Origin of the sequence: Desulfovibrio piger, assembly GCF_012843875.1 — a bacterium.
Lineage (GTDB): Bacteria > Desulfobacterota > Desulfovibrionia > Desulfovibrionales > Desulfovibrionaceae > Desulfovibrio.
In genome coordinates this window covers 13,556-31,649 of record NZ_JABAFY010000010.1, presented here as the reverse complement: position 1 = coordinate 31,649, position 18,094 = coordinate 13,556, and the positions used below count along the sequence as shown (strand labels likewise).

9 protein-coding genes and 6 tRNA genes are annotated in these 18,094 nt (G+C 61.1%); 4 read left to right on the top strand and 11 right to left on the bottom strand.

Translation table 11 applies throughout. The features are described 5' to 3' along the window. Positions 1 to 57 precede the first annotated feature (57 nt). The 7 genes from HF854_RS04210 to HF854_RS04180 form a co-directional block, all read right to left on the bottom strand. Positions 58 to 132: transfer RNA gene (locus HF854_RS04210), tRNA-Gly, on the bottom strand. 19 nt (positions 133 to 151) lie between these two features. After that, positions 152 to 226 (bottom strand) — tRNA-Gly (locus HF854_RS04205). Positions 227 to 258: 32 nt separating this feature from the next. Continuing rightward, a tRNA-Cys gene (locus HF854_RS04200) sits at positions 259 to 333 on the bottom strand. Between the two features lie 8 nt (positions 334 to 341). Then, positions 342 to 416: transfer RNA gene (locus HF854_RS04195), tRNA-Gly, on the bottom strand. A 34-nt stretch (positions 417 to 450) separates the two neighbouring features. After that, positions 451 to 525 (bottom strand) — tRNA-Cys (locus tag HF854_RS04190). Positions 526 to 533: 8 nt separating this feature from the next. Beyond that, a tRNA-Gly gene (locus tag HF854_RS04185) sits at positions 534 to 608 on the bottom strand. Positions 609 to 715: 107 nt separating this feature from the next. Continuing rightward, a complete protein-coding gene (locus HF854_RS04180; protein WP_040368905.1) occupies positions 716 to 2,020 on the bottom strand; it encodes a phenylacetate--CoA ligase family protein in 1,305 nt (434 codons plus the stop codon). Between the two features lie 192 nt (positions 2,021 to 2,212). Between HF854_RS04180 and rsfS the strand changes: the two genes are divergently transcribed. From rsfS to HF854_RS04160, 4 genes are all read left to right on the top strand, one after another. Then, the gene (gene rsfS, locus HF854_RS04175) at positions 2,213 to 2,605 is read left to right on the top strand and encodes a ribosome silencing factor (protein ID WP_168935194.1); all 393 of its coding nucleotides are present in this window, start codon (positions 2,213 to 2,215) and stop codon (positions 2,603 to 2,605) included. Continuing rightward, entirely contained in the window at positions 2,602 to 4,137 is a 1,536-nt protein-coding gene (gpmI, locus tag HF854_RS04170) for a 2,3-bisphosphoglycerate-independent phosphoglycerate mutase (protein WP_168935193.1), read from the top strand. Before rsfS ends, gpmI begins: the two co-directional genes overlap by 4 nt. Then, on the top strand, positions 4,127 to 4,369 hold the full coding sequence (locus HF854_RS04165) for a hypothetical protein (protein ID WP_168935192.1): 243 nt from the start codon (positions 4,127 to 4,129) through the stop codon (positions 4,367 to 4,369). The genes gpmI and HF854_RS04165 overlap by 11 nt, the downstream gene beginning before the upstream one ends. 92 nt (positions 4,370 to 4,461) lie before the next feature. Then, a complete protein-coding gene (locus HF854_RS04160) occupies positions 4,462 to 5,877 on the top strand; it encodes a mannose-1-phosphate guanylyltransferase/mannose-6-phosphate isomerase (RefSeq protein WP_168935191.1) in 1,416 nt (471 codons plus the stop codon). 479 nt (positions 5,878 to 6,356) lie between these two features. Here HF854_RS04160 and HF854_RS04155 read toward each other — a convergent pair whose 3' ends face one another. From HF854_RS04155 to rpoB, 4 genes are all read right to left on the bottom strand, one after another. After that, positions 6,357 to 7,955 (bottom strand): (Fe-S)-binding protein, encoded by a 1,599-nt coding sequence (locus tag HF854_RS04155; protein ID WP_168935190.1) that lies wholly within the window; start codon positions 7,953 to 7,955, stop codon positions 6,357 to 6,359. A 10-nt stretch (positions 7,956 to 7,965) separates the two neighbouring features. Then, a complete protein-coding gene (locus HF854_RS04150; protein ID WP_168935189.1) occupies positions 7,966 to 8,889 on the bottom strand; it encodes a respiratory nitrate reductase subunit gamma in 924 nt (307 codons plus the stop codon). A 677-nt stretch (positions 8,890 to 9,566) separates the two neighbouring features. Then, positions 9,567 to 13,736, bottom strand: a complete 4,170-nt coding sequence (gene rpoC, locus HF854_RS04145) for a DNA-directed RNA polymerase subunit beta' (RefSeq protein WP_168935188.1) — start codon at positions 13,734 to 13,736, stop codon at positions 9,567 to 9,569. A 120-nt stretch (positions 13,737 to 13,856) separates the two neighbouring features. Beyond that, on the bottom strand, positions 13,857 to 17,993 hold the full coding sequence (gene rpoB, locus HF854_RS04140; RefSeq protein WP_168935187.1) for a DNA-directed RNA polymerase subunit beta: 4,137 nt from the start codon (positions 17,991 to 17,993) through the stop codon (positions 13,857 to 13,859). Positions 17,994 to 18,094: the final 101 nt, after the last annotated feature.

Genomic DNA, 18,094 nt, shown 5'->3' with positions numbered 1-18,094 from the left:
CGGGATGCGGAACGATCCGCTATGGAAAGGACCTCATAAGAAGTCCGTGTCGGCTTGTGGAGCGGGAAACGGGACTTGAACCCGCAACCTTCAGCTTGGGAAGCTGACACTCTACCGTTGAGTTATTCCCGCCCGAAAGGGCAGTTTTTTATGGAGCGGGAGACGGGATTTGAACCCGCGACTTCAACCTTGGCAAGGTTGCACTCTACCACTGAGTTACTCCCGCACACTGGCACGGTATGTTGCGATCGTTTTTTATGGAGGCGACATCCAGATTTGAACTGGAGAATGGAGGTTTTGCAGACCTCTGCCTTACCACTTGGCTATGTCGCCTTATGTTGTGGAGCGGGAGACGGGATTTGAACCCGCGACTTCAACCTTGGCAAGGTTGCACTCTACCACTGAGTTACTCCCGCGCATATGCACGGCATATCCACCGATCGTTTTTTTTGGAGGCGACATCCAGATTTGAACTGGAGAGTGGAGGTTTTGCAGACCTCTGCCTTACCACTTGGCTATGTCGCCTCATTTGTTGGAGCGGGAGACGGGATTTGAACCCGCGACTTCAACCTTGGCAAGGTTGCACTCTACCACTGAGTTACTCCCGCTCAACGAAAGAGGGTTCTACGCTAGAGACCCCCTTTCTGTCAAGCAGCTTTTTTCATTTTGTCGAAAAATAAAAAATTTATTTTCCAACATGCTGCTTTTGTTAGCTTTATTCTGTAGGCCGCTTGTCGATGATACGCTTGGCCTTACCTTCGGAACGCTGGATGGAATGCGGTTCCATAAGGCGCACCTTGGTGGTGACGCCCAGGAATTCCTTGATGCTCTTCTGGATGGAGCTTTCCAGGCTCTGCAGCTTGCGGATCTCGTCGGCAAAAAGGGTCTCGTTCATCTCCACCTGGACTTCCAGGGTATCCAGGTTGTTCACGCGGTCCACGATGATCTGATAGTTGGGGCTCAGGTTCTGGTTTTCCATGAGCAGGGCTTCGATCTGCTGCGGGAAGACATTGACGCCGCGGATGATGAGCATGTCGTCGCTGCGGCCCCGGATGCGGGTCAAACGCACATGGGTACGTCCGCAACGGCAGGGAGTGTAATCCAGGCTGGTCAGGTCGCGGGTGCGGTAGCGGATCAGCGGGATGCCTTCCTTGGTGAGCGTGGTGATGACCAGTTCGCCCACTTCGCCCTCGGGGAGCTGTTCGCCGGTGACGGGGTCGATGATCTCGGGCAGGAAGTGGTCTTCCCACAGGTGCATGCCGCACTTGGATTCCAGGCATTCCATGGCCACGCCGGGGCCCATGACTTCGGAAAGGCCGTAGATGTTCAGGGCATTGATGCCCATTTTCTGCTCGATGTCCTGGCGCATCTCTTCGGTCCAGGGCTCGGCACCGAACACGCCGGTACGCAGGGGCAGGTCACGGAAGTCGATGCCCACTTCCTGGCCGGCTTCCCACAGGTGCAGGGCGTAGGAGGGCGTACAGCACAGGGCCGTGGCGCCGAAGTCGCGCAGCAGGTAGGCCTGGCGACGCGTGGCGCCGCCCGAGGCCGGGACCACCGTGGCACCGATGCGCTCGGCACCGCCGTGGGCGCCCAGACCGCCGGTGAACAGGCCGTAGCCGTAGGCCACATGCACGATGTCCGTCTGGTTGACGCCGGCGGCGGACAGGCTGCGGCCGGCCAGTTCGGCCCAGTTGTGCAGGTCGCGGGCGGTATAGCCCACCACCACGGCCTTGCCGGTGGTGCCGCTGGAGGCGTGCAGGCGGACGATGTTGTCACGCGGCACGGCGAAAAGACCGAAGGGATAGTAATTGCGCAGGTCCTGCTTTTCGGTGAAGGGCAGGTTCTTCAGATCGGCCAGGCTCTTGATGTCGCCGGGCTTGATACCGCTCTCGTCGAAGCGTTTGCGGTAGAAAGGCACATTGGCATAGACACGGGAGCAAAGGTCCTGCAGACGGCGCAATTGCAGGGCTTCGATATCTTCGCGGGGCAGCGTTTCCTTGTCGATATTGAAAATCACGGCGTTTCTCCTTGAAATCCTGAGTAGTCTATGGATGACGCAAAAGCCCCCCAAGGTCAAGATATCTGCTTGAAAAACATGGATAACATATTGCAATGCAATGTCTTTTTTATGCCCGGAACAATGCGCCGGGCCATCCCCGGCCCGGGCGGGATTGTTGCCCTCGGGTACGCTTTGAGGTATGGGAGGGACATGCAAAACCTTATCTCTACCCCCAAGAAATATTCGGAACTGCCTACGGCGGAAAAAATGGCCGTCATCAAGGCGTGGCTTGAGGAACACAAGGCTGTCGACGTGGCCGAGATCGACCTGGCCGGCCAGGGTGCCTTCACGGACGCCCTGCTGGTGGTCAGCGCCACCTCCGTGCGTCATGCCCAGAGCCTGGCGGACGGCGTCTCCGCCCTGTGCCATGAACAGAACTACGAATACCTGCGCATGGAAGGCTACAACACCGGCCAGTGGATCCTGGTGGACTGCAACGACATCGTGGTCAACATCTTCCAGCAGTCCGTGCGTGATCTTTATCAGCTGGAGAACCTGTGGGGCGCGGCTGCCGCTGCCCTCAACAAGGAGCCCCGTGCATGACCCCCACCCTGTTGCTCATCCTTGACGGCTGGGGCCTGACGGAAAAAGGGGAAGGCAATGCCCCCTGGGTGGCAGCCACGCCCCATCTGGATGACCTGATGGCGCGCTGTCCTCACAGCCGCCTTGCCGCCTCCGGGCGCGAAGTGGGCCTGCCTGCCGGCTATATGGGCAACTCCGAGGTGGGACACCTCAATATCGGTGCGGGACGCATCGTCTATCAGGACATGACGCGCATCGACGTGGCCCTTGAGGACGGCTCCCTGTTCCACAACCCCGTGCTGCAGGACGTGCTGGAAAAAACACGCCGCAGCGGCGGCCGTCTGCATCTGGCGGGCCTGCTCTCCGACGGCGGCGTGCACAGCCACATCAACCATCTGGTGGCCCTGTGCGCCATGGCTTTCGCCGCCGGTGTGCCGGTGCGCATCCACTGCTTCATGGACGGGCGCGATACCCCGCCCCAGAGCGGCGCCTCCTATGTGCGCAGCCTGCTGGAACAGATCGTCTCCATGAAGGACGTGCGTGTGGCCAGCCTGGCGGGGCGCTTCTATGCCATGGACCGCGACAAGCGCTGGGAGCGCGTGTCCGAGGTCTGGGATCTCATGGTCCACGGCAAGGGCCGCAAGGCCACGGATGCCGTGCAGGCTGTGGAAGATTCCTATGCCGAGGGCATCAGCGACGAATTCATCAAGCCCGTGCTGCTGGAAGGCGAGGATGCCTCCACCCTGCAGGACGGCGACGGCCTGTTCTTCTACAATTTCCGCGCCGACCGCATGCGCGAGCTTTCCCAGGCCTTCGTGGACGCGGACTTCACCGGTTTCGAGCGGGGCAGGGTGCCGCAGCTGGCTGCCGTGGCTTCCATGACGGCCTACGACGCCCACTTCCCCCTGCCGGTGGCCTTCCCCAAGGAATCCGTGACCATGGGCCTTGGCGAAGTCGTTTCGCAGCAGGGCATGCACCAGTTGCGTCTGGCCGAAACGGAAAAATACGCGCACGTCACCTATTTCTTCAACGGCGGTGTGGAAGAGCCCCTGCCGCTGGAAGACCGCATCCTCGTGCCTTCGCCGCGCGAGGTGCAGACTTATGACCAGAAACCGGCCATGAGCGCCCGCGAGGTCACTGACAAGTTCGTGGAAGCCTGGCAGAGCGGCCAGTACGACCTGGTGGTCTGCAACCTGGCCAACGGCGATATGGTGGGCCATACGGGCGTGCTCTCCGCCGCCGTGGAAGCCTGCACGGTGGTGGATGAATGCGTGGGCCGCATGGTGGCTGCCGTGGAGGCCCGCAAGGGCCGTATGCTGCTCATCGCCGACCACGGCAACTGCGAAGTCATGAAGGACGGAGAGGGCAAGCCCCAGACCGCCCATACCACCAATCCCGTGCCCTGCATCCTGCTGGATGCCTCCGGCAAGGAATGGCGCCTGCATGACGGCAAGCTGGCCGATGTGGCCCCGACCCTGCTGCGCATGTGGGGCATCGCCCAGCCCGAGGCCATGACCGGGACGCCGCTGGTGGAGGAAGCCCATGTCCGGTAGCCAGAAACCTTTGGAGCCTGTGGCTCCTGACGGCATGGAGCTGCTGTTCTTCTACCGCTGCCCCCACTGCCTGCGCCATGTACCGCTGGTCAACCCGGTGGAGCCGCGCAATGTGCGCTGCGACGGCTGCGGCAAGCAGTTCCCCATCATCCCGGTGGACGAGCACGGCCTGCATTATGTGCGCATCATGCTGGCCAACGGCAAGGCCGCTGCCAATCCCGACTATCTGTAAGCGTCGCCATACGGCCGGAGGAAAGTCCTCCGGCCGTTTTCTCTGCCGCGATGCTTTTTTCTCCACGCTACCAAATATACCGAGCAAACGACATGAAGATCTGTCCCGTCATCTTGTGCGGGGGCGCCGGTACACGCCTGTGGCCCCTGTCCCGTCGCAAGTATCCCAAGCAATTCATGGACCTGGGCGGCCATACGCTGTTCGAGGACACGCTGCAGCGTCTTGCGGCCGTGCCCGGACTGGCCGCGCCCGTGGTCATCTGCAATGAAGAGCAGCGCTTTCTTGCCGCCGCAGCCCTGCAGCGTCAGGGACTGAACGGCCGGATCCTGCTGGAACCGGAACCGCGCAATACGGCACCGGCCATCGCCGCTGCCGCGCTGGCCGTGACGGCCGCCTGTGACGTGGAAGACGGTGATCCTGTCCTGCTGGTCCTGCCTTCGGACCATGTGCTGGAGGATCTGCCGGCTTTTGCCGCTGCCGTCACACAGGCTGCGGAGTGTGCCCGCGAAGGGGCCCTGGTCACCTTCGGGGTCACGCCGGACCGCCCCGAGACCGGTTACGGCTACATCGAAAAGGGCGATGCCCTGGCTTCCGGTTTCGCGGTCCGCCGTTTTGTGGAAAAGCCCGCGCAGGAGGCTGCCGAGGCCATGCTGGCGCAGGGCGGCTATTTCTGGAACAGCGGCATGTTCGTGTTTCGCGCCTCCCAGTATCTGGCCGAGCTGGAAGCGCAGGCTCCGGCCATCATGGCCGCGGTGCGCAAGGCCTGGGCCCTGCGCCGGGCCGATTATGACTTCATCCGCCTGCATCGGGAATCTTTTGCCCACTGCCCCTCTGATTCGGTGGACTATGCCCTGATGGAGAAAAGCGCGCATGTGGCCATGGTGCCGCTGCCGTGCCGCTGGAGCGATCTGGGATCCTGGGAAGCCATCTACGAAAACAGCACGCAGGATGCGGAAGGCAATGCCTGCGTGGGCGATGTGATGGCCCAGGACAGCCGGGGATGCTACATCCATGCCGGGAGCCGCCTGGTGACGACGCTGGGCGTGAAGGATCTTGTGGTGGTGGAGACCGGCGACGCCGTCCTGGTGGCCGACAGGGCCCGCAGCCAGGAGGTCAAGACCCTGGTGGCCCGTCTTGCCGCCCAGGACCGGCACGAGCAGGAGATGCATCTGCGTGTGTATCGTCCCTGGGGCTGGTATGAGACCCTGGCCCTGGGCGAGCGATTCCAGGTCAAGCGGATCCAGGTCAATCCCGGAGCAGCGCTTTCCCTGCAACGTCACCGGCACCGGGCCGAGCACTGGGTCGTCATCGCCGGGGAAGGTCTGGTGCGCGTGGGGGACGAAGAGATGCACCTGCATGTGGACCAGTCGGTCTACATCCCCCAGAAGACCATGCATCGGCTGAGCAACGCTTCGGCACAGCCGCTGGAGATCGTGGAAGTCCAGACCGGTGATTACTTGGGCGAAGACGATATCGAGCGTTTTGACGACCGTTACGGGCGTGAATGAGCCTGAGATGGCCTGAGGCCATCACCAGATACCAAGGCTGCGGGAGAGTTCCCGCGGCCTTTTTTATTTTTGGGGTCAGCCTGGTGAGCGTCACGACGCGAAACGAAATGGCGGATGATTTGGAGGATGGCCCAGGGACAGGCATCAGGCAAACGTCCCCGATAACGTCTCGCAGTCCTTCAGAGCCCGTCTGGTATACGACGCAGCCAGATGGATGAAACGGATCTTTTTTGTAAGCATCCGGACGTTTTTCCTGATGTCACAGGGCGATCGCCGGACACAGGACAGGCCCGGAAAAAAGTTTTTTGGCGAGGAGGGGGCGAGGAGAGGACGCAGCTTTTGTCCACCAAAGGGGGCCTTTCCCTCGCCCGCAGGAAAACACGGGTGCAGACGGGTGCGTCGCAGTTCTCCCGCTTTTCTGCAGGTATAAAAAAGGGGGAGCATCGCTGCTCCCCCCAAAGATGACACATGGTCGAAGATTACTCTTCGTCGCCTTCCCACTTGATGAAGCCGGGATTGACGTTGACCATGGCGTTGACGATCAGTTCCACCAGACCGCCGTAGGCGAAGCTGTTCTTGGTGTACAGATCGCTGTGTTCCAGCATTTCGCGGATCTGGCCCTTGCAGTTGGAGCAGGGAGCGCAGATGTACTTCTTGGTTTCGGGGCCAAGGCAGTCCTTGAAGGCCTGGGCGATCTGCCACATCTTTTTACGGCCGGAGATGTTGCCGCGCCATTCGTCGATGTTCTGGCGGGTCATGATGGCGAAGCCGGAACCACCGCCGCAGCAGTAGTTGTCCACGCCGTGGCAGGGCATTTCGCGGAACTGCGGGGCGATCTTGTGCAGGATGTCGCGCTGGGGCTGCACCACACCCATCAGACGGACCACGTTGCAGGGGTCGTGCAGGGTGACGGGGAAGTTGTTGCGCGAGGGATCCAGCTTCAGACGACCGGACATGATGATGTCACGCAGGGTTACATAGCAGGATTCGCGGGGCACCTGGTATTCGTAGGGGATGACGCGGTCGGCGATAACGGTCATGGCCTTGTGGGCGTGGCCGCATTCGCCGATGACGATCTTCTTGGCACCCAGTTCCTTGGCGGCCTGCATGTGCTGCAGGGCGATACGGGCGGTCTGGGCGTCGTCATAGAACACGCCGTAGTTCACGCCGTCATAGGCCACGGCCTTGCTGGACAGGGTCCAGGAAAGGCCGGCTTCCTGGAAGATCAGGGAGAAGCTGGCGATGTTTTCGGGCCAGGCCATGACTTCGCCGGCGTTGTGGATCAGCAGGATGTCGGCGCCCTTCACGTCGAAGGGGGTGTGGATGCCCACGCCGGTGATTTCGGTGTAGTCCTCGTCGATGAACTCCACGTTTTCTTTCACCACGTCGGGGGTCATACCGGTGGAGGAGCCCACCTTCATCTGGTTGATGGTGCCCTTTTCGTGCAGTTCGCGGGGCGAGAAGCCCAGTTCCTGGCTGAACAGCTTGCGGATTTCGCGGGCGATCAGGCCGTTATCCACACCGATGGGGCAGGTCTGGGCGCAGCGACGGCAGAGGTTGCAGCGGTAGGCCAGTTCGCCCAGGCGGGCAACGGTCTTCCAGTTCAGGCCCATGTCGCCGTAACGCCATTTGGCCAGGGGCTCTTTCTTCACATACTGCTTGTAGATGCGGCGGAAGATTTCAGAGCGGTAGTTGGGGCGGTACATCTCGTTCTTGCCGGACATCTCGTACAGATGACAGGCATCGGAACAGGAGTTGCACTGGGCGCAGTAGTCCATGCTGGTTTCCAGCATGGGCAGGAAGGTCCAGTTGTTCTCCTTGCTGAACAGCTTACGCATACCGTCCAGGAAACGGTTGACCAGCTCTTCTTCTTCCTGGGGGGTCTGAGGCTTGGGGATGTTCAGCACGCAGACTTCGTCCAGGATGCAGGCCACTTTGGCCTTCTGCTCGTCGGTAACGGGGCGCCAGGGCATCTTGACGAGGTCAAGGCCTTCCACATCGGGGATGTCCTTGAGGTCGATGCTGACCATCTGGCCTTCGGCCGTGGAAATATCAGTCAAACGCAGCGTATCTTTCATGATGTACTCCCTAGTCCTTCTTGGGGGATTCGGTAGCGATGTCGAGCCAGGTCTTGGTGCCCTGACCGTTGATGTGGTCGGCAGCCCAGCTCACCTTGAACTGCAGGGCCTGCTTCATCTTCTCGTTGTTCTTCTGGCTGAAATCGGTGGGGGTGTCGCCCCAGCGGATGTCATGGTAGGTGAAGTACTTGAAGAGCAGGTGGCCCATGTGGGTCATGGGGATCCAGATCAGCACGAAGAAGCCGAACAGCATGTGGATCACGAAAGTGGTGCTGTTGATGTCGGCAAAGTTGAAGGTGAGCAGGTTGTAGATGAAGTCACCGGACATGCGGGCAAAGGAGGGGTTGAAGGCCCAGGCCACCAGACCCACCAGGGCGAAGACGATGAACACGCCCAGGTTGAAGAAGTGTTCGGGGGTGGAGTACTTGCGCAGGCCTTCGTCGTGCAGACGACGGCAGATCAGGCCGATGCCGCCGCCGATGATGCCGAACATGCCCAGCAGGCTGATGGCATTGATGACGTTGTGCACGAAGGTCAGGAAGCCGCCGTCGGGGTTCATGCCGAACAGGCGCAGGAAGGCGGCCACGACCAGGATGATGGTGCCGCCCATCAGCATGTACAGACCCAGGTGGAAGGGGTAGGTGCGGAACCACAGCTTGAGGTTATGGGTGAAGGTGGCGTGCAGGAAGAGCACTTCTTCCAGCAGGGCCTTGAGGTCGCCCATGTGGTCGATGTGGCGGGGCTTGGTCCACCAGTCGGTCTCTTCCATGAAGCTGCCGCCGTAGGAGCCTTTGGGGCCTTCATGCGGCACGGGGTAGAGCTCCCAGCGGACGTGCAGGGGGCTGGCAGCCAGATAGCCTTTCACCTTGATGGCGGCAGTCGCCACAAAGCCGATTACTGCAAGGTAGGCCAGGATGTAGAACAGAGTTGTCATGCGTTTTCTCCCATGAGTCGAGATGCCTGCGGCATCGTGGTTTCTGCGCATGACCGAGCCAGATCCGGTCATGAGCAAGAGGTGCAGCGCACCAGGAACCAACCTCTCCAGAACAATGCGCCGGGATCCTGCGGCTCGGATCATGCCGGGGCACGACCTGTCGCCGCCTGGTCTCAGGCGCGGAACAATTCCTGCCTTCTACCGTAAAATGCAGGAAATGCAAAGATGGCACGCAGATTCCCAAAATACTCCGACCTGACTATGTTTTCTTATTTATGTAATTATTTTAATGTGTTAATATGAATAAAGCCATGCTTTGCGCGTATGAAAAATTTTTTGACCTCCTTTTCACAACACGTCGGCTCCGGCGGAGGGGGATGCGTCTTAGCCAGCAGGTCTTCCCGGCCATGGCCGGGAAATTTTTCTCTCTTATCAGGAATTAGTCACAAAAAGAAAGATGGGAAGGGCTGCCATACATTTTGTTGCATTGGGGACGACACCACCCGGTCCCAGCCGCAGGGAGGAAGGCGCCGGGACAGCGGCCGGCAAGAGAGGCAGGGCCGGCGATGGCGAGAGGGCAGGGCGTGCTGCATACGGTCCTTCGGCCGATCAGCCATACATAAAAAAAGGGCGACCGCCATATGACGGTCGCCCTGATGTTCAGCAGAGGAAAGGGCCTACTGGCCCAGATCCACCAGCACGGGGTTCTCTTCCAGATCTTCCAGGAACTTGTCCGGACGTTCCTTCTGGTCGGGCACGGTGATGTCGCCGTGGACATACTCGCGATAGCCCGTACCGGCCGGGATGAGACGGCCCACGATGACGTTTTCCTTGAGGCCGCGCAGGTAGTCCATCTTGCCCTTGAGGGAGGCCTCGGTGAGCACCTTGGTGGTTTCCTGGAAGGAAGCCGCCGAGATGAAGGACGAGGTGGTCAGCGAAGCCTGGGTGATGCCCAGCACCAGCGGTTCGGCGGTGGCGGGCTGACGGCCTTCGGCGATGGCCTTGTGGTTCTCGGCCTTGAACTCGGCCTTGTCCACCTGTTCGCCCACCAGGAAGCTGGTGCCGCCGGAATCCAGCACGGTGACCTTCTTGAGCATCTGGCGCACGATGACTTCGATGTGCTTGTCGTCGATGCCCACGCCCTGGAAGCGGTACACTTCCTGGATCTCGTCCACGAGGTAGCGGGCCAGGTACTTTTCACCGCGGGTGCGCAGGATGTCGTGCAGTTCGGGCGAACCTTCGGTCAGCGGATCGCCGGCTTCCACGAAGTCGCCGTCGGCCACGGTGATGTGCTTGCCCTTGGGCACCAGGTATTCCTTGGAATCACCGATCTCGGGGGTCACCACCAGCTTGCGCTTGCCCTTGGATTCGCCGGCGTAGGACACGGTACCGGAGATCTCGGAGACCACGGCCATGTCTTTGGGCTTGCGGACTTCGAAGAGCTCGGCCACGCGGGGAAGACCACCCACGATGTCCTTGGTCTTGGAAGTTTCGCGGGGCTTACGGGCGATGATGTCACCGGCCTGGATGGCCTCGCCGTCCTTGACCATGATGATGGAGCCCACGGGCAGGCTGTACACGGCGGACGCCACGCTGTGCGGACGCTGCTTGACGTTGCCGTTCTCATCGCAGACCGAGATGGACGGACGGTAGTTGGTGGTACGGTATTCCATGATGGTCAGGGAGGCCTGACGCGTCACGTCGTCCACCTTTTCCTGCACGGTCTTGCCGTCCACGATGTCGGTGAAGCGGATGATGCCCTCTTCTTCGGACACGAAGGGTTCGTTGAAGGGGTCCCACTCGGCCAGTACGGTGCCCTTGGTCACTTCCTGACCGTCGGTCACATGCAGGCGGGCGCCGTTGGGCAGGATGTACTTTTCACGTTCGCGGCCCTGCGGATCCACGATGGTCAGCTGGCCGCTCTTGCCCAGCACCAGCTGGATGCCGTCACGGTTGGTAACGGCGCGCACGCGGTTGAGGATGACGCGACCGGTGTTTTGGGCTTCGAACTTGTTCTTTTCAATGGTGCTGGATGCGGTACCACCGATGTGGAAGGTACGCATGGTCAGCTGGGTACCGGGTTCACCGATGGACTGGGCGGCGATGATGCCCACGGTCTCGCCGGTGTTGACCAGGTGCCCGCGGGCCAGATCGCGGCCGTAGCACAGGGCGCAGATGCCGCGCCCGGCCTGGCAGGTGAGGGGCGAACGCACCGTGATGGAGCTCACGCCGTGTTCACGCAGCACAGCGGCCTCGGCTTCGTCGATGAGGGTGTTCTCGGGCAGCAGCACCTTTTCCGCGTCTTCGGGATCGTAGACGGGGTAGAGCAGCACACGGCCCATGGCACGTTCCCACACCGGGGTCTTGATGTCGCCGCCTTCGCGCAGGTGGGTCAGCTCGATGCCGTCCACCGTGCCGCAGTCGTGTTCGGAGACGATCACGTCCTGCACCACGTCCACCAGACGACGGGTCAGGTAACCGGAGTTGGCCGTCTTCAGGGCGGTGTCGGCCAGACCCTTACGGGCACCGTGGGTGGAGGTGAAGTACTGCAGCACCGACAGACCTTCGCGGAAGGACGAGGTGATGGGCGTTTCGATGATTTCACCGGAAGGCTTGGCCATCAGACCGCGCATACCGGCCAGCTGACGCATCTGGTCCTGGTTGCCTCGGGCACCGGAGGTGGACATCATGAAGATGGAGTTGAAGCTCTGGTTCTTCTCTTCACGGCCGGTCTTGGGATCCTTCAGGATATCGTAAGAGATCTCCTTGATCATTTCCGTGGAGACGTCCTGGGTGGCCTTGGTCCACACATCGACGACCTTGTTGTACTTTTCGGTACGGGTGATGATACCGTCGCGGTACTGGCGTTCGATGCCGTCCACCTCGGCCTGGGAAGCGGCCAGGATGTCCTTCTTGCGGGCCGGGATGATGAGGTCCTTCACACCGATACTGACACCGGCGCGGGTAGCGAACTCATAACCCATGTTCTTCAGATTGTCGCAGAGGATGACCGTGGCCTTGATGCCGCACTGGCGGTAGCAGTTTTCCACCAGCTTGGCGATCATCTTCTTGGTCAGCACCAGGTTGACGTTCTCGAAGGACATTTCCTTGGGCAGGATGTTGCTCACCAGCACGCGGCCGGGCGTGGTGCGGTGGGTCTTGCCGTCGGGCATGCGCACGTTGATGCGGGCGTGCAGGGACACGGCATCGGCATCATAGGCGGCTTCCACTTCCCAGGGACCGCAGAAGGTCATGCCTTCGCCCTTCTCGAAGCTGCGCTCGGAGGTCATGTAGTACAGACCCAGAACGATGTCCTGGGAAGGCACGATGACGGGACCGCCGTTGGCGGGCGAGAGGATGTTGTTGGTGCTCATCATGAGCACGCGGCATTCGATCTGCGCTTCCACGGAAAGCGGGATGTGCACGGCCATCTGGTCACCGTCGAAGTCGGCGTTGTAGGCCGAGCAGACCAGGGGATGCAGACGGATGGCCTTGCCTTCCACCAGCAGGGGCTCAAAGGCCTGGATACCCAGACGGTGCAGGGTAGGGGCACGGTTGAGCATGATGGGGTATTCGCGCACCACTTCCGAGAGGATGTCCCAGACCACCAGCTCTTCACGCTCCACCATCTTCTTGGCGCTCTTGATGGTGGAGGCATAACCGCGCTTTTCCAGCTCCGAGTAGATGAAGGGCTTGAACAGCTCCAGGGCCATCTTCTTGGGCAGGCCGCACTGGTGCAGCTTGAGGTAAGGACCCACGGTAATAACGGAACGACCGGAGTAGTCCACGCGCTTGCCCAGCAGGTTCTGACGGAAGCGGCCCTGCTTGCCCTTGATCATGTCGGACAGGGACTTGAGCGGACGACCGTTGGTACCGGCGATGGCGCGACCGCGGCGGCCGTTGTCGAACAGGGCGTCCACGGCTTCCTGCAGCATGCGCTTTTCGTTGCGGATGATGATGTCGGGAGCGCCCAGTTCGATGAGGCGCTTCAGACGGTTGTTGCGGTTGATGACGCGGCGGTACAGGTCGTTGAGGTCGGAGGTGGCGAAACGGCCGCCGTCCAGGGGCACCAGGGGACGCAGCTCCGGCGGGATGACGGGAATGACTTCCATGATCATCCATTCGGGCTTGTTGTTGGACTCCAGGAAGGCCTCGACGATCTTCAGGCGCTTGGTGAGCTTCTTCTTTTTGGTCTGGCTCTTGGTGGTCTCGCTTTCTTCGCGCAGTTCGGTGCGCAGCTTTTCCAGATCCAGCTCTTCCAGAAGGGAGCGCACGGCTTCGGCGCCCATGCCCACGGTCAGGGCGTCTTCGGTGCCGTAGTGGTCCAGGATCTGCAGGTACTGGTCTTCAGAGATGACCTGGCGGCGCTGCAGATTGGTCTGGCCGGGATCGAGCACGATGTAGGAATCGAAGTACAGGACCTTTTCCAGATCGGCCATGGTCATGTCGAGCAGGGTGCCGATCTTAGAAGGCAGGGTCTTGAGGAACCAGATGTGGGCCACGGGCGCGGCCAGTTCGATGTGGCCCATGCGCTCGCGACGCACCTTGGAGGCAATGACTTCAACGCCGCACTTTTCGCAGACGATGCCGCGGTGCTTCATGCGCTTGTACTTGCCGCAGTTGCACTCGTAGTCCTTCACGGGGCCGAAGATCTTGGCGCAGAACAGGCCGTCGCGCTCCGGCTTGAAGGTACGGTAGTTGATGGTTTCCGGTTTCTTGACCTCACCGTAGGACCATTCGCGGATGGCTTCGGGCGAGGCGATGGAAATCTGGATGGCTTTCAGGTTGCGGATGTTGGTCACATTGGCCGACGTGCCGCGTGCAGTGAAGAGATCGTCCAGGCTCATATATCTACCTTGCTTGTCAAAAGCTCGTTACAGTCGTTGTGGCGTATGGTTGACGCTCCGTCCCGGGGAATGGCGCTGCCGGGCACCGCGCGGTGGCGTGATGCCCGGCGCATCCATGAATTATTCCTCGGGGTCCTGGTCGCGCATGAAGCCGATACGCTTGGGCTTTTTCTTGCCGTCTTCCTGATGCAGGGTCACGTCGAGGCCCAGGCTCATGAGTTCCTTGACCAGAACGTTGAAGGATTCGGGCAGACCGGCTTCCAGGAAGTTGTCGCCCTTGACGATCTTCTCGTACATCTTCACACGTCCGGTCACGTCGTCGGACTTGACGGTGAGGAATTCCTGCAGGAGATAGGCGGCACCGTAGGCTTCCAGAGCCCAGACTTCCATTTCACCCAGACGCTGGCCACCGAACTGCGCCTTACCGCCCAGCGGCTGCTGGGTGACCAGGCTGTAGGGGCCGGTGGAGCGGGCGTGGATCTTTTCGTCGACCAGGTGGTGCAGCTTCAGGATGTACATGACACCGGTGGTCACGCGGTTCTTGAAGGGCACGCCGGTACGGCCGTCGTACAGGATGGTCTTGCCGTCGCTGTCCTTGCCGGCCTTTTCCATCCAGCCCCAGATCTCTTCTTCGGTGGCGCCGTCGAAGACCGGGGTCTTGGTCACGATGCCGTTGCGCAGCTTCTTGACCGAGGCGATGAACTCTTCGTCATCCATCTTGTCCACCAGCTCGCTGATGGCCGGGGAATCGAAGACGTCCTTGACCTCGTCACGCACCACCTGCAGGGCCGCGCCGGAATCCAGCAGTTCGGCCAGCTGGCGGCCAAGTTCCTTGGCGCCCCAGCCCAGGTGGGTTTCCATGATCTGGCCGATGTTCATTCGCGAAGGCACGCCCAGGGGGTTGAGCACGATATCCACGGGGCGACCGTCGGCGAAGAAGGGCATGTCTTCTTCGGGCAGGATGCAGGAGACCACACCCTTGTTACCGTGACGGCCGGCCATCTTGTCGCCCACCGAGAGCTTACGCTTGATGGCGATGTGGACCTTGACCATCTTGATGACGCCGGGAGGCAGATCGTCCCCTTCGGTGACCTTCTCGCGCTTGGAGTCATAGATGGCGTGCAGGTAATCCACCTGATGGTCGTAGTCCTTGAGCTGGTCGGCCACGATGTCGTTGACTTCCTTGCTCTCGAACAGGCCCTGCAGCTTCTTCACCGGGATGGCGTCCAGCTGCTCGCGGGTCAGGGCGACACCGGCTTCCACCAGCACTTCGCCCTTCTTGTTGCCGGGGACGCTGACGGCGGTCAGCTTGCCCAGCACATGGGGGGCCAGCACTTCGCGGGTGCGGTTGCCCAGAGCGCGCATGTGATCGGATTCCTTCTGATCCAGCACGGCGGTGTCGTGGGCCTCGATGGCCAGGGTGCGATCGTCCTTTTCACCGGAACGACGGTTGAACACCTTGACGTCGATGACCGTACCTTCCACTCCCGGGGGCACCTTGAGGGAGGTGTTCTTCACGTCGCGGGCCTTCTCGCCGAAGATGGCCCGCAACAGCTTTTCTTCCGGGGTCAGCTGGGTCTCGCCCTTGGGGGTGATCTTGCCGACCAGGATGTCGTCAGGCTTCACGGCCGCGCCGATGCGGATGATGCCGCTGTCGTCCAGGTTGCGCAGCATGTCTTCGCTGACGTTGGGGATGTCGCGGGTGATCTCTTCGGGTCCGAGCTTGGTGTCGCGGGCCACCACTTCGAATTCTTCGATGTGGATGGAGGTGAAGATGTCCTCTTTCACGGTACGTTCGGAAATGAGGATGGAGTCTTCGTAGTTGTAACCGCACCAGGGCATGAAGGCCACCACCAGGTTCTTGCCCAGAGCCAGCTGGCCTTCGTCGATGCCGGGACCGTCAGCGAGGATCTCGCCCTTCTTGAACACCTGACCGGGGTAGCAGGTGGGCTTCTGACCAAAGCAGGAGTTCTGGTTGGACTTGTGGAACTTCAGCAGGTCATAGGCGCGCACGCCGCCCTGTTTCTTGTACAGGTCGCCTTCGTAGGAGACCACGATGCGGTCGGCGTCGGCGTATTCCACCTTGCCGTCGGCCTGGGCCACGATGCAGGCGCCGGAGTCGCGGGCCACGTCGATTTCCATGCCGGTGCCCACCAGGGGCTTTTCGCTGCGCAGCAGCGGCACGGCCTGGCGCTGCATGTTGGAACCCATGAGGGCGCGGTTGGCGTCGTCGTGTTCCAGGAAGGGGATGAGCGCGGCCGAGATGGAGACCATCTGGCTGGGCGAGATGTCCATGAGGGTCACCTCGTCACGGGAGCGCATTTCCACTTCGCCCTTGACGCGCACGGTCACGAACTCGTCCAGGAAGTTGCCGTCGGCGTCCACGCGGGCGTTGGCCTGGGCCACCACCTGGTCGCCTTCGCGGGAAGCGTCCAGATGCACGATCTCGTCAGTCATGCGGCCATTGCGCACCACGCGGTACGGGGTCTCGATGAAACCGAAGTCGTTGACCTTGGCGAAGGTGGTCAGCGACACGATCAGACCGATGTTGGGACCTTCGGGCGTTTCGATGGGGCAGATGCGGCCATAGTGGGAGGTGTGCACGTCCCGCACTTCGAAGCCGGCACGCTCACGGGTCAGACCGCCGGGGCCCAGGGCCGACAGACGGCGCTTGTGGGTCACTTCGGACAGGGAGTTGGTCTGGTCCATGAACTGCGACAGCTGGGAAGTACCGAAGAACTCCTTGAGCACCGCAGCCACAGGCTTGGGATTGATCAGGTCGTGGGGCATGAGCGTGGAGATTTCCTGGATGCTCATGCGTTCCTTGATGGCGCGCTCCATGCGCACCAGACCGATGCGGTACTGGTTCTCCACCAGTTCGCCCACCAGGCGCACGCGGCGATTGCCCAGATGGTCGATATCGTCGGCCGGACCGTGGCTGTCCTTCAACTGCACCAGCACCTTGATGGCGGTGAGGATGTCGTTGTCGGTCAGGGTACGGGAATCTTCGGTGTCGGGCAGGCCCAGGCGCTGGTTGAGCTTGTAACGGCCCACCGGCGACAGGTCATAGTAATCCGGGCTGCGGAACAGGTTGTCGAAGAAGCTGGCGGCGATCTCGGCGGTCGGCGGGCTGGAAGGACGCAGACGACGGTAGATCTCTTCCTGAGCCTTTTCCTGATCGGGGATGCGGTCCTGCATCAGGGTGTCGCGGATGGAGGAAGAGGTGTCGGTGCCCTTGGTGTGCAGCACGGCGATACGCTCGATGCCGGCTTCGCGCATGCGCTCCAGCAGGCCGGGAGTGATCTCGTCGGCGGCTTCGGCCAGCACTTCGCCACTGCCGGGAGCGATGACGTCTTCGGCCAGGAACATGCCGTCCAGGGTGTCGGGACGCACTTCGATGGCCTTGATGCCCGCTTCACAGACCTGACGCCAGCCACGCTTGGTGATGGGCTTGCCGGCCTTGATGAGCACGGTGCCGTCTTCGGCCACGATGTCGGAGTAGGCGTTGTCCTTGCGGTACAGGGACTTTTCCACTTCCCACATCAGGGTGTTGTGCGGCTTCAGCAGGTAGTGCTCGCGGGTGTAGAAGTACTCCAGGATGTCCATCTTGCTCATGCCCATGGCCTTGAACAGGATGGTGGCGGGCATCTTGCGGCGACGGTCGATGCGGACATACAGGATGTCCTTGTGGTCGAAGTCGAAGTCCAGCCAGGAGCCACGCATGGGGATGACTCGGCAGGAGTAGAGCACCTTGCGGCTGGTGTGGGTCTTGCCGCCGTCGTGTTCAAAGATGATGCCGGGAGAACGCTGCAGCTGGTTGACGATGACGCGCTCGGTGCCGTTGATGATGAACGTGCCCTTTTCCGTCATCAGGGGCAGGGTGCCAAAGTAGATGCCCTGTTCCTTGATGTCGCGGATGGTGCGGTTGCCCGTGGCTTCATCGGTGTCATAGACCACCAGGCGCACCTTGATGTGCACCGGGGCTTCGTAGGTCAGGCCCTTGGAGATGCACTCGGCCTGGTCGTACTTGGGCTCGCGGATTTCGTAGCTGACGAATTCCAGGCTGGCGGTCTTGTTGAAATCTTCGATGGGGAAGACGGTGTGGAACACGCCTTCCAGACCTTCCTCCTTATTTCGATCGGCTTCGGCAACGCCTTCCTGCAGGAACTTGCTGTAGGAGTCGATCTGAAGATTGAGGAGGTGCGGAATGGGGAGAGTAACGTTGATTTTGCCGAACTGTTTGGTAAGCTGGCCCATGCGATACCTCAAGGTAGGTAGCGGTTGCGCTTCGGCTGCCGGCGTTGCACCGGAACGTCCGGTCGGCATTCTGCCCGTGCAGACCGCTGTGGACAGACTGC

Bases quoted from the DNA above. Each gene is read 5' to 3' on its own strand.
- rsfS (WP_168935194.1), top strand. From the start codon at position 2,213: ATGCAAAACCTTATCTCTACCCCCAAGAAATATTCGGAACTGCCTACG.
- gpmI (WP_168935193.1), top strand. From the start codon at position 2,602: ATGACCCCCACCCTGTTGCTCATCCTTGACGGCTGGGGCCTGACGGAA.
- HF854_RS04165 (WP_168935192.1), top strand. From the start codon at position 4,127: ATGTCCGGTAGCCAGAAACCTTTGGAGCCTGTGGCTCCTGACGGCATG.
- HF854_RS04160 (WP_168935191.1), top strand. From the start codon at position 4,462: ATGAAGATCTGTCCCGTCATCTTGTGCGGGGGCGCCGGTACACGCCTG.
- HF854_RS04155 (WP_168935190.1), bottom strand. From the start codon at position 7,955: ATGAAAGATACGCTGCGTTTGACTGATATTTCCACGGCCGAAGGCCAG.
- HF854_RS04150 (WP_168935189.1), bottom strand. From the start codon at position 8,889: ATGACAACTCTGTTCTACATCCTGGCCTACCTTGCAGTAATCGGCTTT.
- rpoC (WP_168935188.1), bottom strand. From the start codon at position 13,736: ATGAGCCTGGACGATCTCTTCACTGCACGCGGCACGTCGGCCAATGTG.
- rpoB (WP_168935187.1), bottom strand. From the start codon at position 17,993: ATGGGCCAGCTTACCAAACAGTTCGGCAAAATCAACGTTACTCTCCCC.